The sequence below is a fragment of the Methylobacterium sp. D48H genome, assembly GCF_053345715.1.
Genome location: NZ_JBKFAP010000010.1, coordinates 117,377 through 135,304 on the forward strand (window position 1 = coordinate 117,377; position 17,928 = coordinate 135,304).

A 17,928-nucleotide genomic window follows, 5' to 3' on the forward strand; every position below is an offset into this window, starting at 1 on the left:
CGGCTCGCGAAGCCGCGATCCGCCTTCAGTTGTTGGCCGTCCGGAACGTGTCGCAGGACTTGGTCTGACCGCTCTTGTAGCCGGCCATGAACCAGCGCTGGCGCTGGGCCGAGGAGCCGTGAGTGAAGGAATCCGGCACCACGTAGCCCCGCGAGCGCTGCTGGAGCGCGTCGTCGCCGATCTGCGCGGCGGCGTTCAGCGCCTCGTCGATGTCGCCCTTGTCGAGCTCGGCGTACTTGTCGTTGGAGTTCTTGGCCCAGACGCCGGCGAGGCAGTCGGCCATCAGCTCGATCCGCACCGAGAGGGCATTCGCCTCGGTCTTGCTGGAGGCCTGCTGCTGGCGCTGCTGGACCTTGCCGAGGATGCCGAGCACGTCCTGGACGTGGTGGCCGACCTCGTGGGCGATCACGTACGCGTAGGCGAAGTCGCCCTTCACGCCGAACTTCGAGGCCATCTCCTTGAAGAAGCCGGTGTCGAGATAGACCTTCTTGTCGAGCGGGCAGTAGAACGGGCCCATCGCGGCCTGGGCCGAGCCGCAGCCGGAGCGCGTGCCGCCGGTGTAGAGCACCAGCGTCGTCGGAGTGTACTGCTTGCCGGTCTGCTGCGGCAGGATCTGACTCCACACGTCCTCGGTGTTGCCGAGGATCTTGGACGCGAACCGGCCGCTCTCGTCGGTCGGGGCCTGGCGCCGCTTGGCCTGGGTCTGCGGGTCGACCTGCTCCTGCTGGCTGCGGCCGCCGCCGCCGATCTGCTGGGCCCCGCCGATCAGGATCGCCGGGTTGATGCCCGTGAAGTAGCTGATGATCAGCAGCACCACGATGGTGCCGATGCCGAGCCCGCCGGCGCCGCCGCCGGGAAAGCCCATGCCGCCACCGCCGCCGCCCTCGCCCCGGCGATCCTCGACGTTGTCGGAGCTGCGTAGATCTTCCCAGCGCATGGTTGGGTCCCGCCATCGGTGCTGCGCCGGCCGCCTCGGGCGGGCCGGGATTGGCTGTGCGTCGTCGTGTCCGGCCGATGGCGCGCCAGCAGCGGGAACGAAGCTCTAATGGCGGGAGGGGAGAGCCGGTTCCGTCACTCCGGTCAAGCTCGCGGTCACGCTTTCCCGTCGAGGAGGGTGCGCAGGGACCGGAAGTCCCGCCACGCGAGGCGCTTCTGGACCGGCTGGCGCAGCAGGAAGGCCGGGTGGAGCGTGGCGAGCAGCCTCACCTCGCGGCTCGGCAACTTGTACGGGAAGAGGCGGCCTCGGGTCCGCAGGATGCCGTCCTTGGTGCCGGTCAGCGTCTGGGTCGCGGGCGCGCCGAGGCAGACGATGATGTCCGGGTCGACGAGCTCGATCTGGCGCTCCACGAAGGGCCGGCACACGGCCACCTCCTGGGGGGTCGGGTTGCGGTTGCCCGGCGGCCGCCAGGGCACGATGTTGCCGATATAGGCGCTCGTCCGATCGAGCCCGACCGCCTTCATCATCTTGTCGAGGAGCTGGCCCGAGCGGCCCATGAACGGCTTGCCGATCCGGTCCTCGTCGGCGCCGGGCGCCTCGCCGAGAAACATCACCCGCGCCTCGGGATTGCCGTCGGCGAAGACGAGGTTCTTCGCCGTGAAGCGCAGCGGGCAGGCGTCGAAATCCGCGAGAATCCGTTCGAGCTCGTCGAGGGACTTGGCCTGCCGCGCCCTAGCGCGGGCGTCGCTCGCGGCCTCGTCGGGCTGGGCGCTGGCGGCGCGGCCGAAGGTGCGCGGCGCCGCGATGGGCGCGGCCGTGCCCGGGGGCGCCGATCCGGGGGGCGGCACGAGCGTGTTGGCGACCGGGCTAACCGGCTGCTCGGCGGCCCGGGGGGGCGCCCGGCGCGGCGTGCGCAGGGTAGGCGCGGGCGTGTCGGCCTCGTTGAAGCGGTCGTGCGGCTGCTCGTCGAGCGCCGCGTCGGCCCCGGCCTCCACGTGGAAGTCGAGATAGGCGATCAGGTCGGCTTGCGCGTCGGTGGGGCTCGGCATGGGACTCAGCATGTGGGATCGCCGGGGCCTGTGGACAACTCGCCGAATCGCTCCGGGTGGCAAGGACTTGCGTGACCGAACAGCGCGGCGCGGCGCAGCGCTGTGACGCCGTTCCCTGCGGCAAAGGGAACTTTGCCTTGAGCTTGAGCGTCGGCAACTTGCCTTTCTAGCTTGGAATCGCTTGAGACGGCATCAGGAAGGCCGGCCCGGCGACGAACCGGGCGCCGGAACAAGAAAAGGAACCCGAGGATGGCGCTGCCCGAACGCGAGAGCATGGATTTCGACGTGGTCGTGGTGGGCGCCGGCCCGGCCGGCCTCGCCACCGCGATCCGCCTGAAGCAGCGCGCCGCCGAGATCGGCGAGGAGATCTCGGTCGTCGTCGTCGAGAAGGGCTCGGAGGTCGGCGCCCACATCCTGTCGGGGGCGGTGATCGACCCGATCGGCCTCGACCGGCTCCTGCCGGAGTGGCGCCAGGACCCGGAGCGGCCGCTCAAGACGGAGGTGCAGCGCGACGAGTTCATGATGCTCACCAAGAACAGCGGCATCACCCTGCCGAACGTGTTCTTCCCCAAGCTCATGTCGAACCACGGCAACTTCGTCGGCTCGCTCTCGAACGTCTGCAAGTACCTCGGCGCCCAGGCCGAGGCGCTCGGCGTCGAGATCTACCCGGGTTTCCCGGCCTCCGAGGTGCTGTTCGACGGCAACGGCGCCGTGGCGGGCGTCGCCACGGGCGATCTCGGCATCGGCCGGTCCGGCGAGCCGCGCGAGGACTACACCCGCGGCATGGAGCTGCGCGCCAAGTACACGGTGTTCGGCGAGGGCGCCCGCGGCAACCTGACCAAGGGTCTGATCCAGCGGTTCGAACTCAACCGGTACAGCGACCACTTCAAGTACGGGCTCGGCGTGAAGGAGCTCTGGCAGCTCGCGCCCGGCAAGTTCGAGCCCGGGCTGGTGCAGCACACGATGGGCTGGCCGCTGCCCAACAAGGCCGGCGGCGGCTCCTGGCTCTACCACTTCGATGACCACCTGCTCTCGGTCGGCTTCGTCACGCACCTGAACTACGAGAACCCGACCCTGTCGCCGTTCGAGGAGTTCCAGCGCTTCAAGACCCACCCGATGATCGCCGAGACGTTCGAGGGCGCCAAGCGCATCGGCTACGGCGCGCGCGCCATCATGGAGGGCGGCTGGCAATCGGTCCCCAAGCTGGTCTTCCCCGGCGGGTGCCTCGTCGGCTGCTCGGCCGGCTTCGTGAACGTGCCGCGGATCAAGGGCTCGCACAACGCGATCCTGTCCGGCATGCAGGCGGCCGACGCCATCGCGGACGCCCTGAAGGCGGGCCGCGCCGGCGACGAGCTCACCGCCTACGAGGCCGGATGGCGCGACAGCCCGATCGGGCAGGACCTGAAGGCGGTGCGCAACGTCAAGCCGCTCTGGTCCAAGTACGGCACGCTGGTCGGCGTCTGGCTCGGCGGGATCGACATGTGGGCGACCAGCATCCTCGGCGCCTCGCCGTTCGGCACGCTGTCCCACGGCAAGCCGGATCACGCCTGCCTCAAGCCGCTCTCGGAGGTGACGCCGATCGTCTACCCGAAGCCGGACGGCAAGCTGACCTTCGACCGGCTCTCCTCGGTCTACCTGTCGAACACCAACCACGAGGAGGACCAGCCGCCCCACCTCAAGGTCCGCGATATGGAGCTGCAGAAGCGCTCCGAGCACGACGTCTACGGCGGCCCGTCCGGCCGCTACTGCCCGGCCGGCGTCTACGAGTGGGTGGAGGATTCTTCAGCCCGCGACGGCGTGCGCTACCAGATCAACGCGCAGAACTGCGTCCACTGTAAGACCTGCGACATCAAGGATCCGAACCAGAACATCGACTGGGTGACGCCGGAGGGTCCGGGCGGGCCGAACTACCCGAACATGTGAGGTCAGCCCTCGGCCGAGGGGCCGAGGCTCACGTCTTTGCGAGCGCAGCGAAGCAATCCAGTGAACCGCTCCGTGGGCAGACGTCCCGCCGCCCTGGGTCGCTTCGCTGCGCTCGCGATGACGGGACGGCCGACCAACCCGGCCTCAACCCCCGCGCCATCCTTTCGCCTTGCGGGGCTGGCGGGATGGGTTCAGTGTCCCCAACGTTTTTTCGGGGATGCCCCGCCATTCTCGCGCCCGGCCCCCGACGGGCCGGCGCCCAGGAGCCGCGATCGGTTCATGATGATGACACGCGCCCGCCGGAGCGTTTCGGCGCTCGCCCTGCTGCTCGCCGCCGGGCTCCCGCAGACCGTGCTCGCCGCGCAGCCGAAGGAATCGACCCCGGTGCTCGACTACGAGCCCGCGGACTCGCTCGAGGGCAACTTCCTCTCCGCCTACATCGCGGGCGCGTCGCGGGACACGGCGGCGGCGGCGACCTTCTACCGCGAGGCGGTGAAGGCCGACCCGCGCAACGCGGAACTCGTCGAGCGCGCCTTCATCTCGCTGCTGGCCGATGGCGCCCTGCCGGACGCGTTCCGCACCGCCGAGAAGCTGATCGCCCGCGATCCGACCAACGGCCTCGCCAACCTCTCCCTCGGGGTGCGCCAGATCAAGGCCGGCCAGTGGGCCGCCGCCCGCCAGAACTTTTCCCGGAGCGGCCGGGGCGCCGCCACGGACCTGACCGCGACGCTGCTCACCGCCTGGTCCTACGCGGGCGCCGGCGACAGCAAGAAGGCGCTGGAGACGGTCAACAAGCTCCGGGGTGAGCGCTACTACAACACCTTCCGGGACTACCATGCCGGCCTGATCGCCTCGGTGACCGGCGACAACGCAGAGGCCGAGCGCCGCCTCAAGGCCGCCTACGACGCCGACCACAACACCCTGCGCATCGTCGACGCCTACGCCCGCATGGAGGCCAGCCTCGGCCGCACCGACCTGGCGATCCAGGCCTATTCCGACTTCGACCAGCTCTCGCCGCGCCACCCGCTGGTGCGCGACGCCCTCGAGAAGCTGAAGGACGGCAAGCCGCTCACGCGGCTGATCGGCACCGCCCAGGAGGGCGCCGCCGAGGTGCTGTACGGGCTGGGCTCCGCCGGCTCGACCCAGGGCGACGAGCTGCCCGCGGTGATCTACCTGCGGCTCGCCCTCTACCTCGCCCCCGACCACGCGCTGGCCCGGCTGACGCTCGCCGACACGCTCGACCGGATGAAGCAGCCCGAGCGCGCCAACGAGGCCTACGCGCAGATCCCGGCCAATTCCCCGCTCAAGCTCAACGCCGACATCCAGATCGGCCTGAACCTGGAGCAGATGGGCAAGGGCGACGAGGCGCTGGCCCATCTCGACGCGGCGATGAAGGCCCACCCGGACGACATCGACGTCATCACCGCGCTGGGCAACGTGCAGCGCGCCCGCAAGAAGTACGAGGAGGCGGCGGCCACCTACACCCGCGCCATCGACCTGATCGGGAACCGGCCGCAATCCAACTACTGGACGACCTACTATTTCCGCGGCACTGCCTACGAGCGCGCCAAGCAGTGGCCGAAGGCCGAGGCCGACCTGAAGAAGGCCCTGTCCCTGGTGCCGGCCAACCAGCCGGCCGCCAAGGCCCAGGTGATGAACTACCTCGGCTATTCCTGGGTCGACCAGAACATCAACATCGACGAGGCGTTCAAGCTGCTGCAGCAGGCCGCCGACGCGAGCCCGCGGGACGGCATGATCGTCGACAGCCTCGGCTGGGCCTATTACCGCCTCGGCCGCTGGGACGACGCGGTGCGCGAGCTGGAGAAGGCGGTCGAGCTGAAGCCCGGCGATCCGACCATCAACGACCACCTCGGCGACGCCTACTGGCGCTCGGGCCGGCGCCTCGAGGGCAAGTTCCAGTGGCAGCACGCCAAGGACCTGAACCCCGAGCCGGACGACCTCACCCAGATCAACGCGAAGCTGAAGGACGGGCTGCCCGACATCGAGAAGCCCACCGCCACCGCCGAGACGGTGCCGGCCCCGGTCGCCGCCCCGCACAATCCCGACAACCCGGAACTCCCGAAGGGCGCGCCCCAGCCGCACGAGGCGCCGGGCTCCGCCGACAAGGCCAAGAAGTCGGGGGGCTAGGCCTCCCGCCAAGTCCCGCCTCGGGGCGGTGCGGCTGCCGCGCCGTCCCGACGATGCGCGGGCCATTTCGGGACGCGAGGCCGCGAGATCCGGCCCGCGCCCGCCGCCCTGTCGCGGCTTCGGGCGCCCGCGCTGCGGCCCGGAGGCCGTAGGTCGAGCGACCTAATTGCCCACCGATCCGCGCCCGCTATCGTCGCGCCTCCGCAACGTTCCGGAGTGCGACGTGAGAGCGCTGAAGCCTGTCTGTGTCCTGCTGGTCCTCGCCTGCGCGGGGTCCGGGATCGGGGCCGATCCCGCGCGGGCGCAGGACGCGGCGGCGGCGCCGAAGGCCTTCGCGCTCGATTCCGTTCCCGTCTCGGCCGCGCCGCTCGGCCGCTTTCCCTACTTCGCGCTGCCCGACGGCTACCAGCCGGTGAACCCGCCCGAGACGCGGGAATTCGGGCATTTCCTGTTCTGGACCGGCGCGGCGCTCCACGAGGTCGAAGGCAAGGTCTTCCAGTCCCTGATCGGTCCCAAGGACGGCAAGACCTACTCCGCCTACGAGCTGAAGAAGAACATCGAGGCCGTGCTGACGCAGGCCGGCGGCCGGAAGATCGCCGACGGCCGGATCCCCAACTCCGTGACGGAGACGCTGCCGGAGGAGATCCGGATCGGGATGTATGAGGGCCTGGGCGACATCTACAACGTGCCCGCCCAGACCTGGGTGATCCGCCGGCCGGACCGGCAAATCTGGGTGCATTTCGTGCCCGACAGCTTCACCGCGGCCTGGACGATCCTCGAGACGAAGCCGTTCGTGCAGACCGCCGGCCTCCTGCCCGCCGAGCGGCTGAAGCAGGATCTCGACAAGACCGGGAGGGCGGTGATCCAGGTCAACTTTGCCACCGACAGGACCGAGATCCTGCCGGCCTCCGCCCCGCAGATCGACGCGGTGGCGGCCCTGCTGCGGACGGATCCCGGCCTGCGGCTCGCGATCAACGGCTACACGGACGGGACCGGGGCCGCTTCGCATAACCAAGCCCTATCCGACGGCCGTGCCAGAGCGGTCATGGCGAGGCTCGTCGGCGCCGGCATCGCGAAGGACCGGCTGAAGGCCAAGGGCTTCGGTTCAGCCAGCCCGGTCGCCGCGGACGACAGCGAGGCGGGGCGGGCGCAGAACCGGCGCGTCGAGCTGGTCAAGTTCTGAGCGGCGCGGGCACGCGAAGACCCCCGCCGGCCGGGCTCGGACGGACCATCCGGGAGCGCTCCGGCGTCGGAGCGGGGGACAGCGCGATCGACAAGAGTATTTTGTCCGCCAGCTCATAAAAATCGACGCGCATTTTCGCGAGCTTTGACGCACAGTGCGTGGCCGTTCGCGGGCGGCCACGCCGCGTCCCGCCCGGCAGGAGATTCGCACGGCAAGAGCCGGCGGGCGGGCACGTGCCCGCGACCCAGGGAGGAAGGCCCATGCCGTCAGACATCGAGATCGCCCGCGCCGCGACCCTGAAGCCGATCGCGCAGGTCGCCGAGAAGCTCGGCATCCCGGATGACGCGCTCCACAATTACGGCAAGCACATCGCCAAGATCGACCACGGCTACATCGCCGGGCTGGAGAGCCGGAAGCCCGGCAAGCTCGTGCTGGTCACCGCGATCTCCCCGACGCCCGCGGGCGAGGGCAAGACCACCACCACGGTGGGCCTGGGCGACGCCCTGAACCGCATCGGCGAGAAGACCATGATCTGCCTGCGCGAGCCCTCGCTCGGGCCGTGCTTCGGCATGAAGGGCGGCGCGGCCGGCGGCGGCAAGGCGCAGGTCGTGCCGATGGAGCAGATCAACCTGCACTTCACCGGCGACTTCCACGCCATCACGTCGGCCCACAGCCTCGCGGCCGCGCTGATCGACAACCACGTCTACTGGGCGAACGAGCTCAACATCGACGTGCGCCGCATCCACTGGCGCCGGGTCGTCGACATGAACGACCGGGCCCTGCGCGCGATCAACCAGTCGCTCGGCGGCGTCGCCAACGGCTTCCCCCGCGAGGACGGGTTCGACATCACGGTGGCCTCCGAGGTGATGGCGGTGTTCTGCCTCGCCAAGGACCTCGCCGACCTGGAGGAGCGCCTCGGCCGGATCGTCATCGCCGAGACCCGCGACCGCAAGCTCGTCACCCTCAAGGACGTGAAGGCCACCGGCGCCATGACGGTGCTGCTCAAGGACGCCCTGCAGCCGAACCTCGTGCAGACCCTCGAGGGCAACCCGGCGCTGATCCACGGCGGCCCCTTCGCCAACATCGCCCACGGCTGCAACTCGGTGATCGCCACGCGGGCCGGCCTGCGGCTCGCCGACTACACGGTGACGGAGGCCGGCTTCGGCGCCGATCTCGGCGCCGAGAAGTTCCTGGACATCAAGTGCCGGCAGGCGGGCCTGACCCCCTCGGCCGTGGTGGTGGTGGCGACGGTCCGCGCCCTCAAGATGCACGGCGGCGTCGACAAGAAGAACCTCGGGTCCGAGAACATCGACGCCCTGGAGAAGGGTTTCGCCAATCTCGCCCGTCACGTCACCAACCTGCGCGGCTTCGGCCTGCCGGTGGTGGTCGGCGTCAACCACTTCCACGCCGACACCGACGCCGAGCATGCCAAGCTCAAGGACCTGTGCCGCGAGCGGCTCGACGTGGAGGCGATCACCTGCCGCCACTGGGCCGAGGGCGGCGCCGGGGCCGAGGAACTCGCCCGGGCGGTGGTGAAGCTCAGCCAGGCCGAGCCGGCGCCGATCCGCCACGCCTACGAGACCGAGAGCCGGCTCACCGACAAGATCCGGGCGATCGCCACCAAGCTGTACGGCGCCGCCGACATCCAGATCGAGACCAAGGCCGCCGGCAAGCTCGCCACCTTCGAGAAGGACGGCTACGGCCACCTGCCGATCTGCATGGCCAAGACCCAGTACTCGTTCTCCACCGACCCGACCCTGATGGGCGCCCCCGAGGGCCACATCGTCGGCGTGCGCGACGTCCGGCTCTCGGCCGGCGCGGGCTTCGTGGTGGCGATCTGCGGGGAGATCATGACCATGCCGGGCCTGCCCCGGGTGCCGGCCGCCGACACGATCCGGCTCGACGCCAACGGGCAGATCGACGGGCTGTTCTGAGAAACGTCGCGCGGGGCTCGCCCACGGGCGGGCCCCGCCGTTCGTCGTTGCGAGCGGAGCGAAGCAATCCAGGGACACACCGCATCCGGAGATCGCGCGCTGCCCTGGGTCGCTGCGCTCGCGATGACGGAGCGGGTCGGATCAGGGGCCGCCCCTACGCGTCCCCGAACAAGTCCACCGCCAACCGGGAATGCGCCTCGCGCAGCATCCCGGTATCGACCCCGAGCGGCTGCCCGTCGATCACCCGCCAGCGCCCCGCGACCATCACCCGGTCGGCCCGGGTGGCGCCGCACAGGACGAGCGCCGCCAGCGGGTCGTGGGCGCCGGAGAAGCGCAGCTCGTCCAGGGTGAACAGGGCGAGGTCCGCCTCGCGGCCCGGCGCGATCCGGCCGATATCGGAGCGGCCGAGGCAGGCGGCCGAGCCCTCGGTCGCCCAGCGCAGGGCGTCGAGATGCGTCACGGCCTCCGCCCCGTAGGTGAGCCGGTTGATCATGAGGGCGTGGCGCACCCCCTCCATCAGGTTCGAGCTGTCGTTCGAGGCCGAGCCGTCGACGCCGAGGCCGACGGGCGCGCCCGCCGCCTCCAACTCGCAGGTGCGGCAGCGGCCCGAGGCCAGGGTCATGTTCGAGGTCGGGCAGTGGCAGACACCGACGCCGGCCGCGCCGAGCCGCGCGACTTCGGCATCGGTGAAGTGGATGCCGTGGGCGAGCCAGACCCGGTCGCTCAGCCAGCCGACCTCTTCGAGGTACTCCACCGGGCGGCAGCCGAACATCTGCTGGCAATAGGCCTCCTCGTCGCGCGTCTCGCCGAGATGGGTGTGCAGCCGGCACCCCCTGCGGGCGGCGAGCTCCGCGCTCGCGCGCATCAGGCGCTCGGTCACCGAGAAGGGCGAGCAGGGGGCGAGGGCGATCTGCACCATCGCCCCGGAGGCGGGATCGTGGAACAGGTTCAGCACCCGCTCGCAGTCCGAGAGGATCGCGTCGTCGTCCTGGGTCAGGGCCGCGGGCGACAGGCCGCCCGCCCGGTCCGACAGGCTCAGGGATCCGCGGGTGAGCGCGGCCCGGATCCCGAGGTCGCGGGCCTCCGCGACCTGGATGTCCATCGACGCCTCGAGGCCCTTCGGGAACAGGTAGTGGTGGTCGCCCGCCGTGGTGCAGCCCGAGAGCAGCAGCTCGGTGAAGGCGACCCGCGTGGCGAGCCGGAACGCCTCCGGGGTGATCCGTCCCCAGACCGTGTAGAGCGCCTCCAGCCAGGGGAAGAGCGGCTTGTTGAGCGCCAGCGGATGGGCGCGGGTCAGCGTCTGGAAGGCGTGGTGGTGGGTGTTGATCAGCCCCGGGATGACCACGTGGCGCGACGCGTCGAAGGTCGCGTCCACGGGCGCGGCGGGCCGCGCGCCCGCCGGCACGCACTCGACGATCCGGGTGCCCGCCACCACGATCCCGCCGCCGGCGCCCTCGGCCAGGACGGCGCGCGGGTCGCGGATCCAGAGGCGTCCCGATCCCGGTTCCCCTGCCTCGGCCATGCGCGTCCGCTCCCGTCGCCCGAGGGCCTGCGTAGCGGAGGCGTCGGACCGGGGGCAATCCCGCGGGTACACGCTTGAGGATCCGGGGCGGTCGGCGCCCCGGCCGCCCCGGCCAGGGTTGACGGGCCCCGGCCGCCTTGAGAAACGTCATGGGGACTGACCTATCACCCGTTGGGAGCGGCCGCGCCGTGACACGGACAGCCCCGCGCGAGGAGATGTTCGCGCCGAAACCCGTCCCGGGCGCCGCGCCGGCCGCCCTCGGCAGCGACGACCTGATCGAGCTCCTGTTCTTCGCCTACCGGGACTTCGTCGGCGATCCGGACAGGATCCTGGCCGATTACGGGTTCGGCCGCGCCCACCACCGGGTGCTGCACTTCGTCGACCGGTACCCGGGCCTGACGATCGCCGAGCTCCTCGACATCCTGCGCATCACCAAGCAGAGCCTGAACCGGGTGCTCAAGGACCTGATCGGGCAGGGCTACGTCGCGCAGAAGCCCGGATCCAGCGACCGGCGCCAGCGCCTCCTGTACTGCACCGAGGCCGGCGCCGGGCTCGCGGCCGACCTGACGCGGGTCCAGGCCCGCCGCCTCGCCCGGGCGCTCGCGGCGCCGGATGCCCGGGGCTCCCCGGAGGACTTCCTGATGGCGATGATCGAGCCGGAGGACCGGCCGGCGGTCCAGCGCCTGATGGCGCGGCGCGGGGGCGGGGCCGAGGGGCGCCTCGACGCGGAGGAGCCCGCGTGAGCCACGCCGCCCGGTCCGACCTGCCCGACGAGGCGCCCCACGTCCTCGTGGTCGACGACGACCGCCGCCTGCGCGAATTGCTCGCCCGCTACCTCACCGACCAGGGCTTCCGGGTCACCGCGGCGGCGAGCGCCGCGGAGGCGCGGGCCCGGGCCCAGAGCGTCGTGTTCGACGCCATGGTCCTCGACGTGATGATGCCCGGCGAGAACGGCTTCGACTACGCGCGCAGCGTCCGCGAGACCTCGCGCGTGCCGATCCTGATGCTCACGGCCCGCTCCAACCCGAACGACCGGGTGATGGGGCTGGAGATCGGCGCGGACGATTACCTGCCGAAGCCGTTCGAGCCGCGGGAGCTGACGCTGCGGCTCAACAACATCATCAAGCGCAGCGTGCGGCCCCGCGCGGCCTCCGCCGAGGCCGTGACCTTCGGGCCCTTCGCGTTCCGGATCGACCGGGGCGAGCTGCGCCGGGACGACGAGCTGATCCGCATCACCGAGCGCGAGCGCGAGATCCTGACGATCCTGGCGACGGCGGGCGGCGCCAATGTCGAGCGCGAGCAGCTCGCCGGTCCGGGCGGCGCGGCGGCGGAGCGCACCGTCGACGTGCAGATCAACCGCCTGCGTCGCAAGACCGAGGTCGATCCCGCCAACCCGGTCTTCCTGCAGACCGTGCGGGGCGTCGGCTACCGGCTCGCGGTGGATTGAGCTGCCCGCGGGCCGCCGCCGGGCGGCTCAGACCACCCGCGGCGTGTCGGGCTTCAGCTTGAGGGCCTTGGCGATCCGGGTGGACAGGCTCCCCACGATCGCGAGGCTGGCCGAGGGGCCGGCGAGGGCGCGGACGGCCTCCAGCGCCTCCTCGGCGCTGGGCTTCATCACGGCGTAGACCGTGGCGCCGGGCGCCGCGCCGGCGCCCTCCGCGGTGACGGAGACGAGGAAGGTCGTGTGGCGTCGCCGCGGGCGTCCAGGCATGGTCCAGCATTTGGCATGTCGGCTAACCATCACCAATGCCTGAGACCCGGAGCCGGCCGGGAAACCGCACGCACCCGGCACGATAACCCGTGCCGGGTCTCTCAGATCAGGGCAAGGTCGATGCCGGGAAGCCGCAGCCCGTCGAGGCGCGTGCGCCAGCGCTGACCGGAGGCGACGGGCAGCGCGTCCGTCAGCGTGCCCGTCGTGACGACAGTCCCGGCGTCGAGCGGTGGGGCCACCGGATCGTTAGCCAGCGCATCGACGAGGTGGGCCAGGGCTGCGAGCGGCCCCGTCCCGAGCACGCAGCCGCCGCCGCCCCGGTCCGCGACGGCCCCGTCCCGCAGCAGCTCGGCGGTGAAGCCGGCGAGCTCGCCGAGCCAGGCCGATCGCGCGTCAGCGGCGATCCGCACCCGCTCGCCCACCACCAGCAGCCCGTGCAGCCCGAAGGCCGCGACGGTGTCGGGCGCCGCGAAGCGCCAGCCCGGATAGAGCGACTGCACGATCTCGAAGCCGCTCGCCGCCCAGTCGAGGCAGGCGATCAGCGCTGCGGCATCCATGCCGGGCTCGGGCGCGCGCGCCAGCCCGAACACGATCTCCGGCTCGATCCGCGGCTCGACGAAGGCGGCGAGCGGCACCGGTTCCGACAGCGCGGCCCGGTCGCGCAGGGTCGTGTCGTAGACGTGCCCCCAGATCGGCGCGCGGACGCCGTAGCGCTCCCACAGGGTCGTGTTGGTGAAGCCGATCTTGTAGCCGACCGGCCGCTCGCCGCGCGCCGCGCGCAGGACCCGGACCGCCTCGGCCACCCGGTAGGCCGCCGGCAGGTCGAGGGCCGGATCCCAGTCGGTCAGCGGCGCGATCGGGCGGCGATGCTCGTGCGCGGAGAGGATCGTGCGGGCATGGGCCGCGGCGGAGATCGGCTCGGTCATCGGCGCACGGCGTGAGGGCCGACGGGGCGGCACCCGCGCCGGGCCGCCTCGATCGCGGCCGACTGATCTTACCCGAGGTGACCGTCGCCGGGAACGCGCGCTCTGTCGCTGCGCCGCCGACGCTCGCCGGCCCGTCCCCCGCGCCGAGCGCGCCCGGGGCGTTCGCTCCCGGCTCGGCCGCCCGCAGCATATTTTCATTAGAGGAATACCAAAATACGTTTCTTAAAGATGTGTCATCGGAGGCACATACTGCTCACGGATCCGTGATAGCTGGGCATCGGTGCGTATCTTCGCCCAGTAATTCCTGTTTAGAGTCGGTATAATGTCGAGATATGTCAATGAACGGGCCGCGTCGCGCGCGTTCGATCGCGCGGAGAGGCTGCTCCGGATCGGGTTTGTATCGTCGACATCTATACTCACGCTCGGGGCGGCCGCGCTCGCCCAGCCCGCGCTCGCCCAGCCCGCGCCCGTCCAGCCGGCGCCCGCCACGGAGATCGAGCTGTCCGAACTCAGCGTGAGTGGCGAGGCGCGCGCGCGCAGCCTGAACAGCGATCTGTACGGGCGCGGCGGGGCGACCGGGCCGGTGCCCGGCTACGTCGCCAGCCGCAGCACGGTCGGCACGAAGACCGACACGCCGATCCTGGAGACGGCGCAGTCGGTCTCGGTCATCGGGCGCCAGCAGATCGAGGATCAGAACGCCCTGACCATCAACCAGGCGCTGCGCTTCACGCCGAGCGTCACCACCGAGCAGCGGGGCGGCGCCGGCTCGACGCGCCTGGAGCAGTTCTACATCCGCGGCTTCACCGCGCCGATCTTCCTCGACAACATGGCGCTGCCCGGTAACCGCGACGCTTTCCCCAGCGTCGATCCCTACCGCCTGGAGCGGGTCGACATCATCAAGGGGCCGGCCTCGGTCCTCTACGGGCAGTCCGGTCCGGGCGGCCTCGTCAACCTAGTCTCGAAGGTCCCGCAATTCGTCCGCCACGGCGAGATCTTCGTCCAGGGCGGCGGCTTCAGCGAGGTCCGCGGCGGCTTCGACGTCGGCGGCCCGATCGCGTCCGACATCCCGGGTCTCGCCGACCAGTTCGCCTACCGGGTCATCGGCCTCGGCTGGAACGGCGACGGCCCGGCCGTGACCACCAAGGTCGAGCGCGCCTTCATCAACCCGAGCCTCACGTGGCGGCCCTCCGCCGACACCTCGCTCACGGTCATCGCCAACTACCAGCGCGACCCGTTCTCGGGCTTCTACGGCGGCTTCCCGGCCGTCGGCACGGTGTTCCCGCGCAATTTCGGCAGCGGCGTCTTCGGCCGGCTGCCGGTGAACTTCTACGACGGCGACCGCAATATCGAGCGCTCCGACCGCACGCAGGCCTCCGTCGAGTACCTGTTCGACCACCGGATCACCGAGAACCTGCGCTTCCACTCGGCCGGCCGCTATCTGCGCTCGAACGGCGACTACCGCAGCGTGTTCACGACCTTCGGCGACGTCAACGGCCCGTACACGAGCGGCCCGATCATCGGCCGGTCGGTCGGCGGCACCCAGGTCGACATCGAAGCCTACACGATGGACAACAACTTCATCGCCGATTTCGACACCGGCCCGATCGCCCACACGGCGCTGCTCGGCGTCGACCACCGGACCTTCAGCACGCGGTCCGTCACCGGCCCGTTCCCGGCGACGACGAGCCTGAACGCCCTCGCCCCCGACCACGACCTGCCGATCCGGTTCCCCGCCTTCACGTCGACCTCGCGGATCGACGCGCAGCAGACCGGCGTGTACTTCCAGGATCAGGCGAAGTTCGACCGCTTCATCCTGACGCTCGGCGGCCGCTACGACACCGCCCGGCAGACCGGCCCGACCCGCACCTTCGCGCCGAACGGGCTGACCATCCAGGACGTCCCGGCCGAGGCCTTCACCGGCCGCGCCAGCCTGCTCTACCTGTTCGACAGCGGCGTCGCCCCGTACGTCTCCTACAGCGAGGCGTTCGAGCCGATCGTCAACGGGCGGATCTTCGACGCGGCCTTCGGCTCGGCCGGGCGCATCCCCGTCCCGATCGCCAGCAACCAGTACGAGGCCGGCATCAAGTACCAGCCGCCCGGCACCGACATCCTGCTGACCACCGCGTTCTTCGACATCCGCCGCTCGAACGCCACCACCACCGACCCGGTCAATCCCGGCTTCGTCGTGCAGACCGGCGAGGTCGGCGTGCAGGGCGTCGAGTTCGAGGCGCGGGCCACCCTCGCCGAGGGCCTCAGCCTGATCGGCGGCTTCTCGCTCCTCGACATCCGCAACGTCCGCGACACCGGCTTCACCACGAACGACCTGACCCGCCGGCAGGTGCCGCTCCAGGGCCTGCGGCCGGTGCAGGTGCCGGACACGACGGCCTCGCTGTTCGTCGACTACCGCTTCACCGACGGCCCGCTCATCGGCCTCGGCCTCGGCGGCGGCGTGCGCTACCTCGGCCCGTCCTGGGGCGATCCCGCCAACACGTTCCAGGTGCCCGAGAGCGTGCTGGTCGACGCCGTCGCCTCCTACGACATGAAGCACCTCGACCCGCGGCTCGCCGGCCTCAGCGCGCAGATCAACGTGCAGAACCTGCTCGACGAGCGCTACGTGACCGGCTGCTTCACCTACTCGGGTTGCTATTACGGCCTGCCGCGCACGGTCTACGCGACCCTGCGCTACCGCTGGTGAGGCGGCCGCCGTGGGCAAGACCTTCCGGCAGTCGATGGCGTGGCTCCACGCCTGGTCGGGCCTCGTCGTCGGCTGGGTGCTGTTCGCCGTCTTCGTGACGGGCACGGCGAGCTACTACCGGCCCGAGATCTCGCAGTGGATGCGCCCCGAGCTCCGCACCGACCGGACCTTCGGGCCGGCGGAGCTCGCGGCGGCGGCCGAGCGCGGCGTCGCCCACCTGCAGGCCCATGCGGGCGGCGCGCGGACGTGGTTCCTCGCGCTGCCGCGGCCGGACCGGCCGGTGCTGGAGCTGTTCTGGCGGACGGGCCCGGGCCGCCCGCCCGGCCACGTCCTCCTGGATCCCGACAGCGGCGCGCCGGCGGCGGTGCGGGCGACGCGCGGCGGCGACTTCCTCTACCGCTTCCACTTCGAGCTGAATCTGCCGCCGCTCTGGGGCCGCTGGATCGTCGGCGCCTGCGCGATGATCATGCTGGTGGCGCTGATCTCAGGGATCGTCACCCACCGGCGCATCTTCGCCGACTTCTTCACCTTCCGGCGGGACAAGTCCGCCCAGCGGGGCTGGCTCGACGCGCACAACGTCACGGGCGTGCTCGCCCTGCCGTTCCACCTGATGATCACCTATACCGGCCTCGCCACCCTCATGGTGATGTACGTGCCCTGGGGCCTGAACACGGCCTATCGCGGCGACAGCCAGCGCTACTTCGCCGAGTCCGGCCAGATCACCGCGCCGCGCCCGCCCGCCGGCCAGCCCGGCACGCTCGTGCCGGTCGGGCCGCTGGTGGTCCGCGCCCTGGCGATGCGGCCGGAACCCCTGGAGCGGATCACGGTGGTCAACCCGGCGGACGCGCGCGCCACCGTGGTGGCGGTGTTCGAGGAGCCGCACGGCCTCTCCCACGAGCACCCGCAGATCGCCTTCGACGGCGTGACGGGCGCGGTCCTGGAGGTGCGCGCGGGCGGCCTGCGGCCGGCGACCAAGACGTTCACCGCGATGGTCGGCCTGCACGAGGCGCACTTCGCCGGCCCGGCCCTGCGGGTGCTGTTCTTCCTGTGCGGCCTCGCCGGCAGCGCCATGGTGGCGACCGGGCTGCTGCTCTGGGCGGTGGCGCGCCTGCCCAAGGGGGACGCGCCCCGGGGCTTCGGCCTGCGCCTCGTCCAGGGCCTGAATGTCGCGACGATCGCCGGCCTGCCCGCGGCCGTCGCCGCCTATTTCCTGGCCAACCGGCTGCTCCCCGCCGCGCTGCCCGCGCGGGCGGAGTGGGAGGTCGGGGCCTTCTTCGCCGTCTGGCTGCTCGTCGCCGTGGCGGCGCTCCTGCGCCCGGCCGGGCGGGTCTGGCCGGAGACGCTGACGGCGGCGGCCGCGTTGTACGGCGCCGTCGCGGCCGCGGATGTCGGGCGCCTCGTCGCGCTCCGGCTCGGCGGCGACGCGCCGGTCGAGCCGGTCTTCCTCGCCTTCGACGGCGCGATGCTGGCCCTCGCCGCCCTCTTCCTGCTCGCGGTCCGCACGATCGCGCGGCGCGGCGGAGCGTCCCGCGGCCCCGCGAAGGCCGCCGGGCTCTCGATCGCGGGGCACGCGCGGCGGGACCAGGCCCGGCCCGGCATGCCGGTACCGGGAGATCGGGAGCCGATATGATAAAATTAAACTGGTATATTGAACCCAGTGCGGCGAATTAATTCAAAATAATTCCCGAAGCCTGACATATATCGGATGCGCGTCGACTGTATCTGTGCAGAATGGTTCGGCCGGCATGCCAGCCGGTCGCGCCTGTGTCGTCGATTTTCACGCCCTTGATCCTTCGGCCCAGGCGTTCCAGCGCGGTCCATCCCAAGCGCACGCTGGACATGTCCCCGAGACCCAGAACTTGAGCCTCGAGGCGCGGCCCTCGGGGCTCTTTTTCTGCCG

At 71.2% G+C, this 17,928-nt stretch carries 13 protein-coding genes; 8 read left to right on the top strand and 5 right to left on the bottom strand.

All coding sequences use genetic code 11. The features are described from left to right. Positions 1–25: 25 nt before the first annotated feature. Together ypfJ and ACLBX8_RS18035 are read right to left on the bottom strand one after the other, a co-directional pair. Positions 26–937 (bottom strand): KPN_02809 family neutral zinc metallopeptidase, encoded by a 912-nt coding sequence (gene ypfJ, locus ACLBX8_RS18030; RefSeq protein ID WP_447693188.1) that lies wholly within the window; start codon positions 935–937, stop codon positions 26–28. Between the two features lie 155 nt (positions 938–1,092). Then, positions 1,093–1,998 (bottom strand): uracil-DNA glycosylase, encoded by a 906-nt coding sequence (locus tag ACLBX8_RS18035; RefSeq protein ID WP_447715586.1) that lies wholly within the window; start codon positions 1,996–1,998, stop codon positions 1,093–1,095. Between the two features lie 237 nt (positions 1,999–2,235). On the opposite strand from ACLBX8_RS18035, the gene ACLBX8_RS18040 reads away from it, so the two are divergent. The 4 genes from ACLBX8_RS18040 (at position 2,236) to ACLBX8_RS18055 (ending at position 9,174) form a co-directional block, all read left to right on the top strand. After that, positions 2,236–3,909: an electron transfer flavoprotein-ubiquinone oxidoreductase gene (locus tag ACLBX8_RS18040; RefSeq protein WP_447700725.1), complete on the top strand. Its 1,674-nt coding sequence runs from the start codon at positions 2,236–2,238 to the stop codon at positions 3,907–3,909. A 279-nt stretch (positions 3,910–4,188) separates the two neighbouring features. Continuing rightward, positions 4,189–6,057, top strand: a complete 1,869-nt coding sequence (locus tag ACLBX8_RS18045) for a tetratricopeptide repeat protein (RefSeq protein WP_020094312.1) — start codon at positions 4,189–4,191, stop codon at positions 6,055–6,057. A gap of 223 nt (positions 6,058–6,280) precedes the next feature. Continuing rightward, entirely contained in the window at positions 6,281–7,240 is a 960-nt protein-coding gene (locus tag ACLBX8_RS18050; protein ID WP_447700726.1) for an OmpA family protein, read from the top strand. Between the two features lie 260 nt (positions 7,241–7,500). Next, the gene (locus tag ACLBX8_RS18055; RefSeq protein ID WP_020094314.1) at positions 7,501–9,174 is read left to right on the top strand and encodes a formate--tetrahydrofolate ligase; all 1,674 of its coding nucleotides are present in this window, start codon (positions 7,501–7,503) and stop codon (positions 9,172–9,174) included. Positions 9,175–9,328: 154 nt separating this feature from the next. Here the strand turns inward: ACLBX8_RS18055 and ACLBX8_RS18060 are convergent, their stop codons facing one another. Further along, complete coding sequence (locus tag ACLBX8_RS18060; protein ID WP_447700727.1) at positions 9,329–10,696, bottom strand: 8-oxoguanine deaminase; 1,368 nt, start codon at positions 10,694–10,696, stop codon at positions 9,329–9,331. Positions 10,697–10,911: 215 nt separating this feature from the next. Here ACLBX8_RS18060 and ACLBX8_RS18065 point away from each other — a divergent pair, with 215 nt between their 5' ends. Continuing rightward, positions 10,912–11,439 carry a MarR family winged helix-turn-helix transcriptional regulator gene (locus ACLBX8_RS18065; protein WP_091682725.1) on the top strand — a complete coding sequence of 176 codons (528 nt, stop codon included), beginning with the start codon at positions 10,912–10,914 and terminating at the stop codon, positions 11,437–11,439. Continuing rightward, entirely contained in the window at positions 11,436–12,143 is a 708-nt protein-coding gene (locus ACLBX8_RS18070) for a response regulator (RefSeq protein ID WP_020094318.1), read from the top strand. Before ACLBX8_RS18065 ends, ACLBX8_RS18070 begins: the two co-directional genes overlap by 4 nt. Positions 12,144–12,170: 27 nt before the next feature. Here ACLBX8_RS18070 and ACLBX8_RS18075 read toward each other — a convergent pair whose 3' ends face one another. Both ACLBX8_RS18075 and ACLBX8_RS18080 read right to left on the bottom strand, forming a co-directional pair. Continuing rightward, the gene (locus ACLBX8_RS18075) at positions 12,171–12,407 is read right to left on the bottom strand and encodes a hypothetical protein (protein ID WP_056533491.1); all 237 of its coding nucleotides are present in this window, start codon (positions 12,405–12,407) and stop codon (positions 12,171–12,173) included. 101 nt (positions 12,408–12,508) lie between these two features. Continuing rightward, entirely contained in the window at positions 12,509–13,333 is an 825-nt protein-coding gene (locus ACLBX8_RS18080; protein WP_447700728.1) for a 2-keto-4-pentenoate hydratase, read from the bottom strand. A gap of 322 nt (positions 13,334–13,655) precedes the next feature. Between ACLBX8_RS18080 and ACLBX8_RS18085 the strand changes: the two genes are divergently transcribed. Together ACLBX8_RS18085 and ACLBX8_RS18090 are read left to right on the top strand one after the other, a co-directional pair. Then, complete coding sequence (locus ACLBX8_RS18085; protein WP_447715587.1) at positions 13,656–16,028, top strand: TonB-dependent siderophore receptor; 2,373 nt, start codon at positions 13,656–13,658, stop codon at positions 16,026–16,028. Positions 16,029–16,038: 10 nt separating this feature from the next. Then, positions 16,039–17,658: a PepSY-associated TM helix domain-containing protein gene (locus ACLBX8_RS18090; RefSeq protein WP_447700730.1), complete on the top strand. Its 1,620-nt coding sequence runs from the start codon at positions 16,039–16,041 to the stop codon at positions 17,656–17,658. The last annotated feature ends 270 nt before the right edge of the window (positions 17,659–17,928 follow it).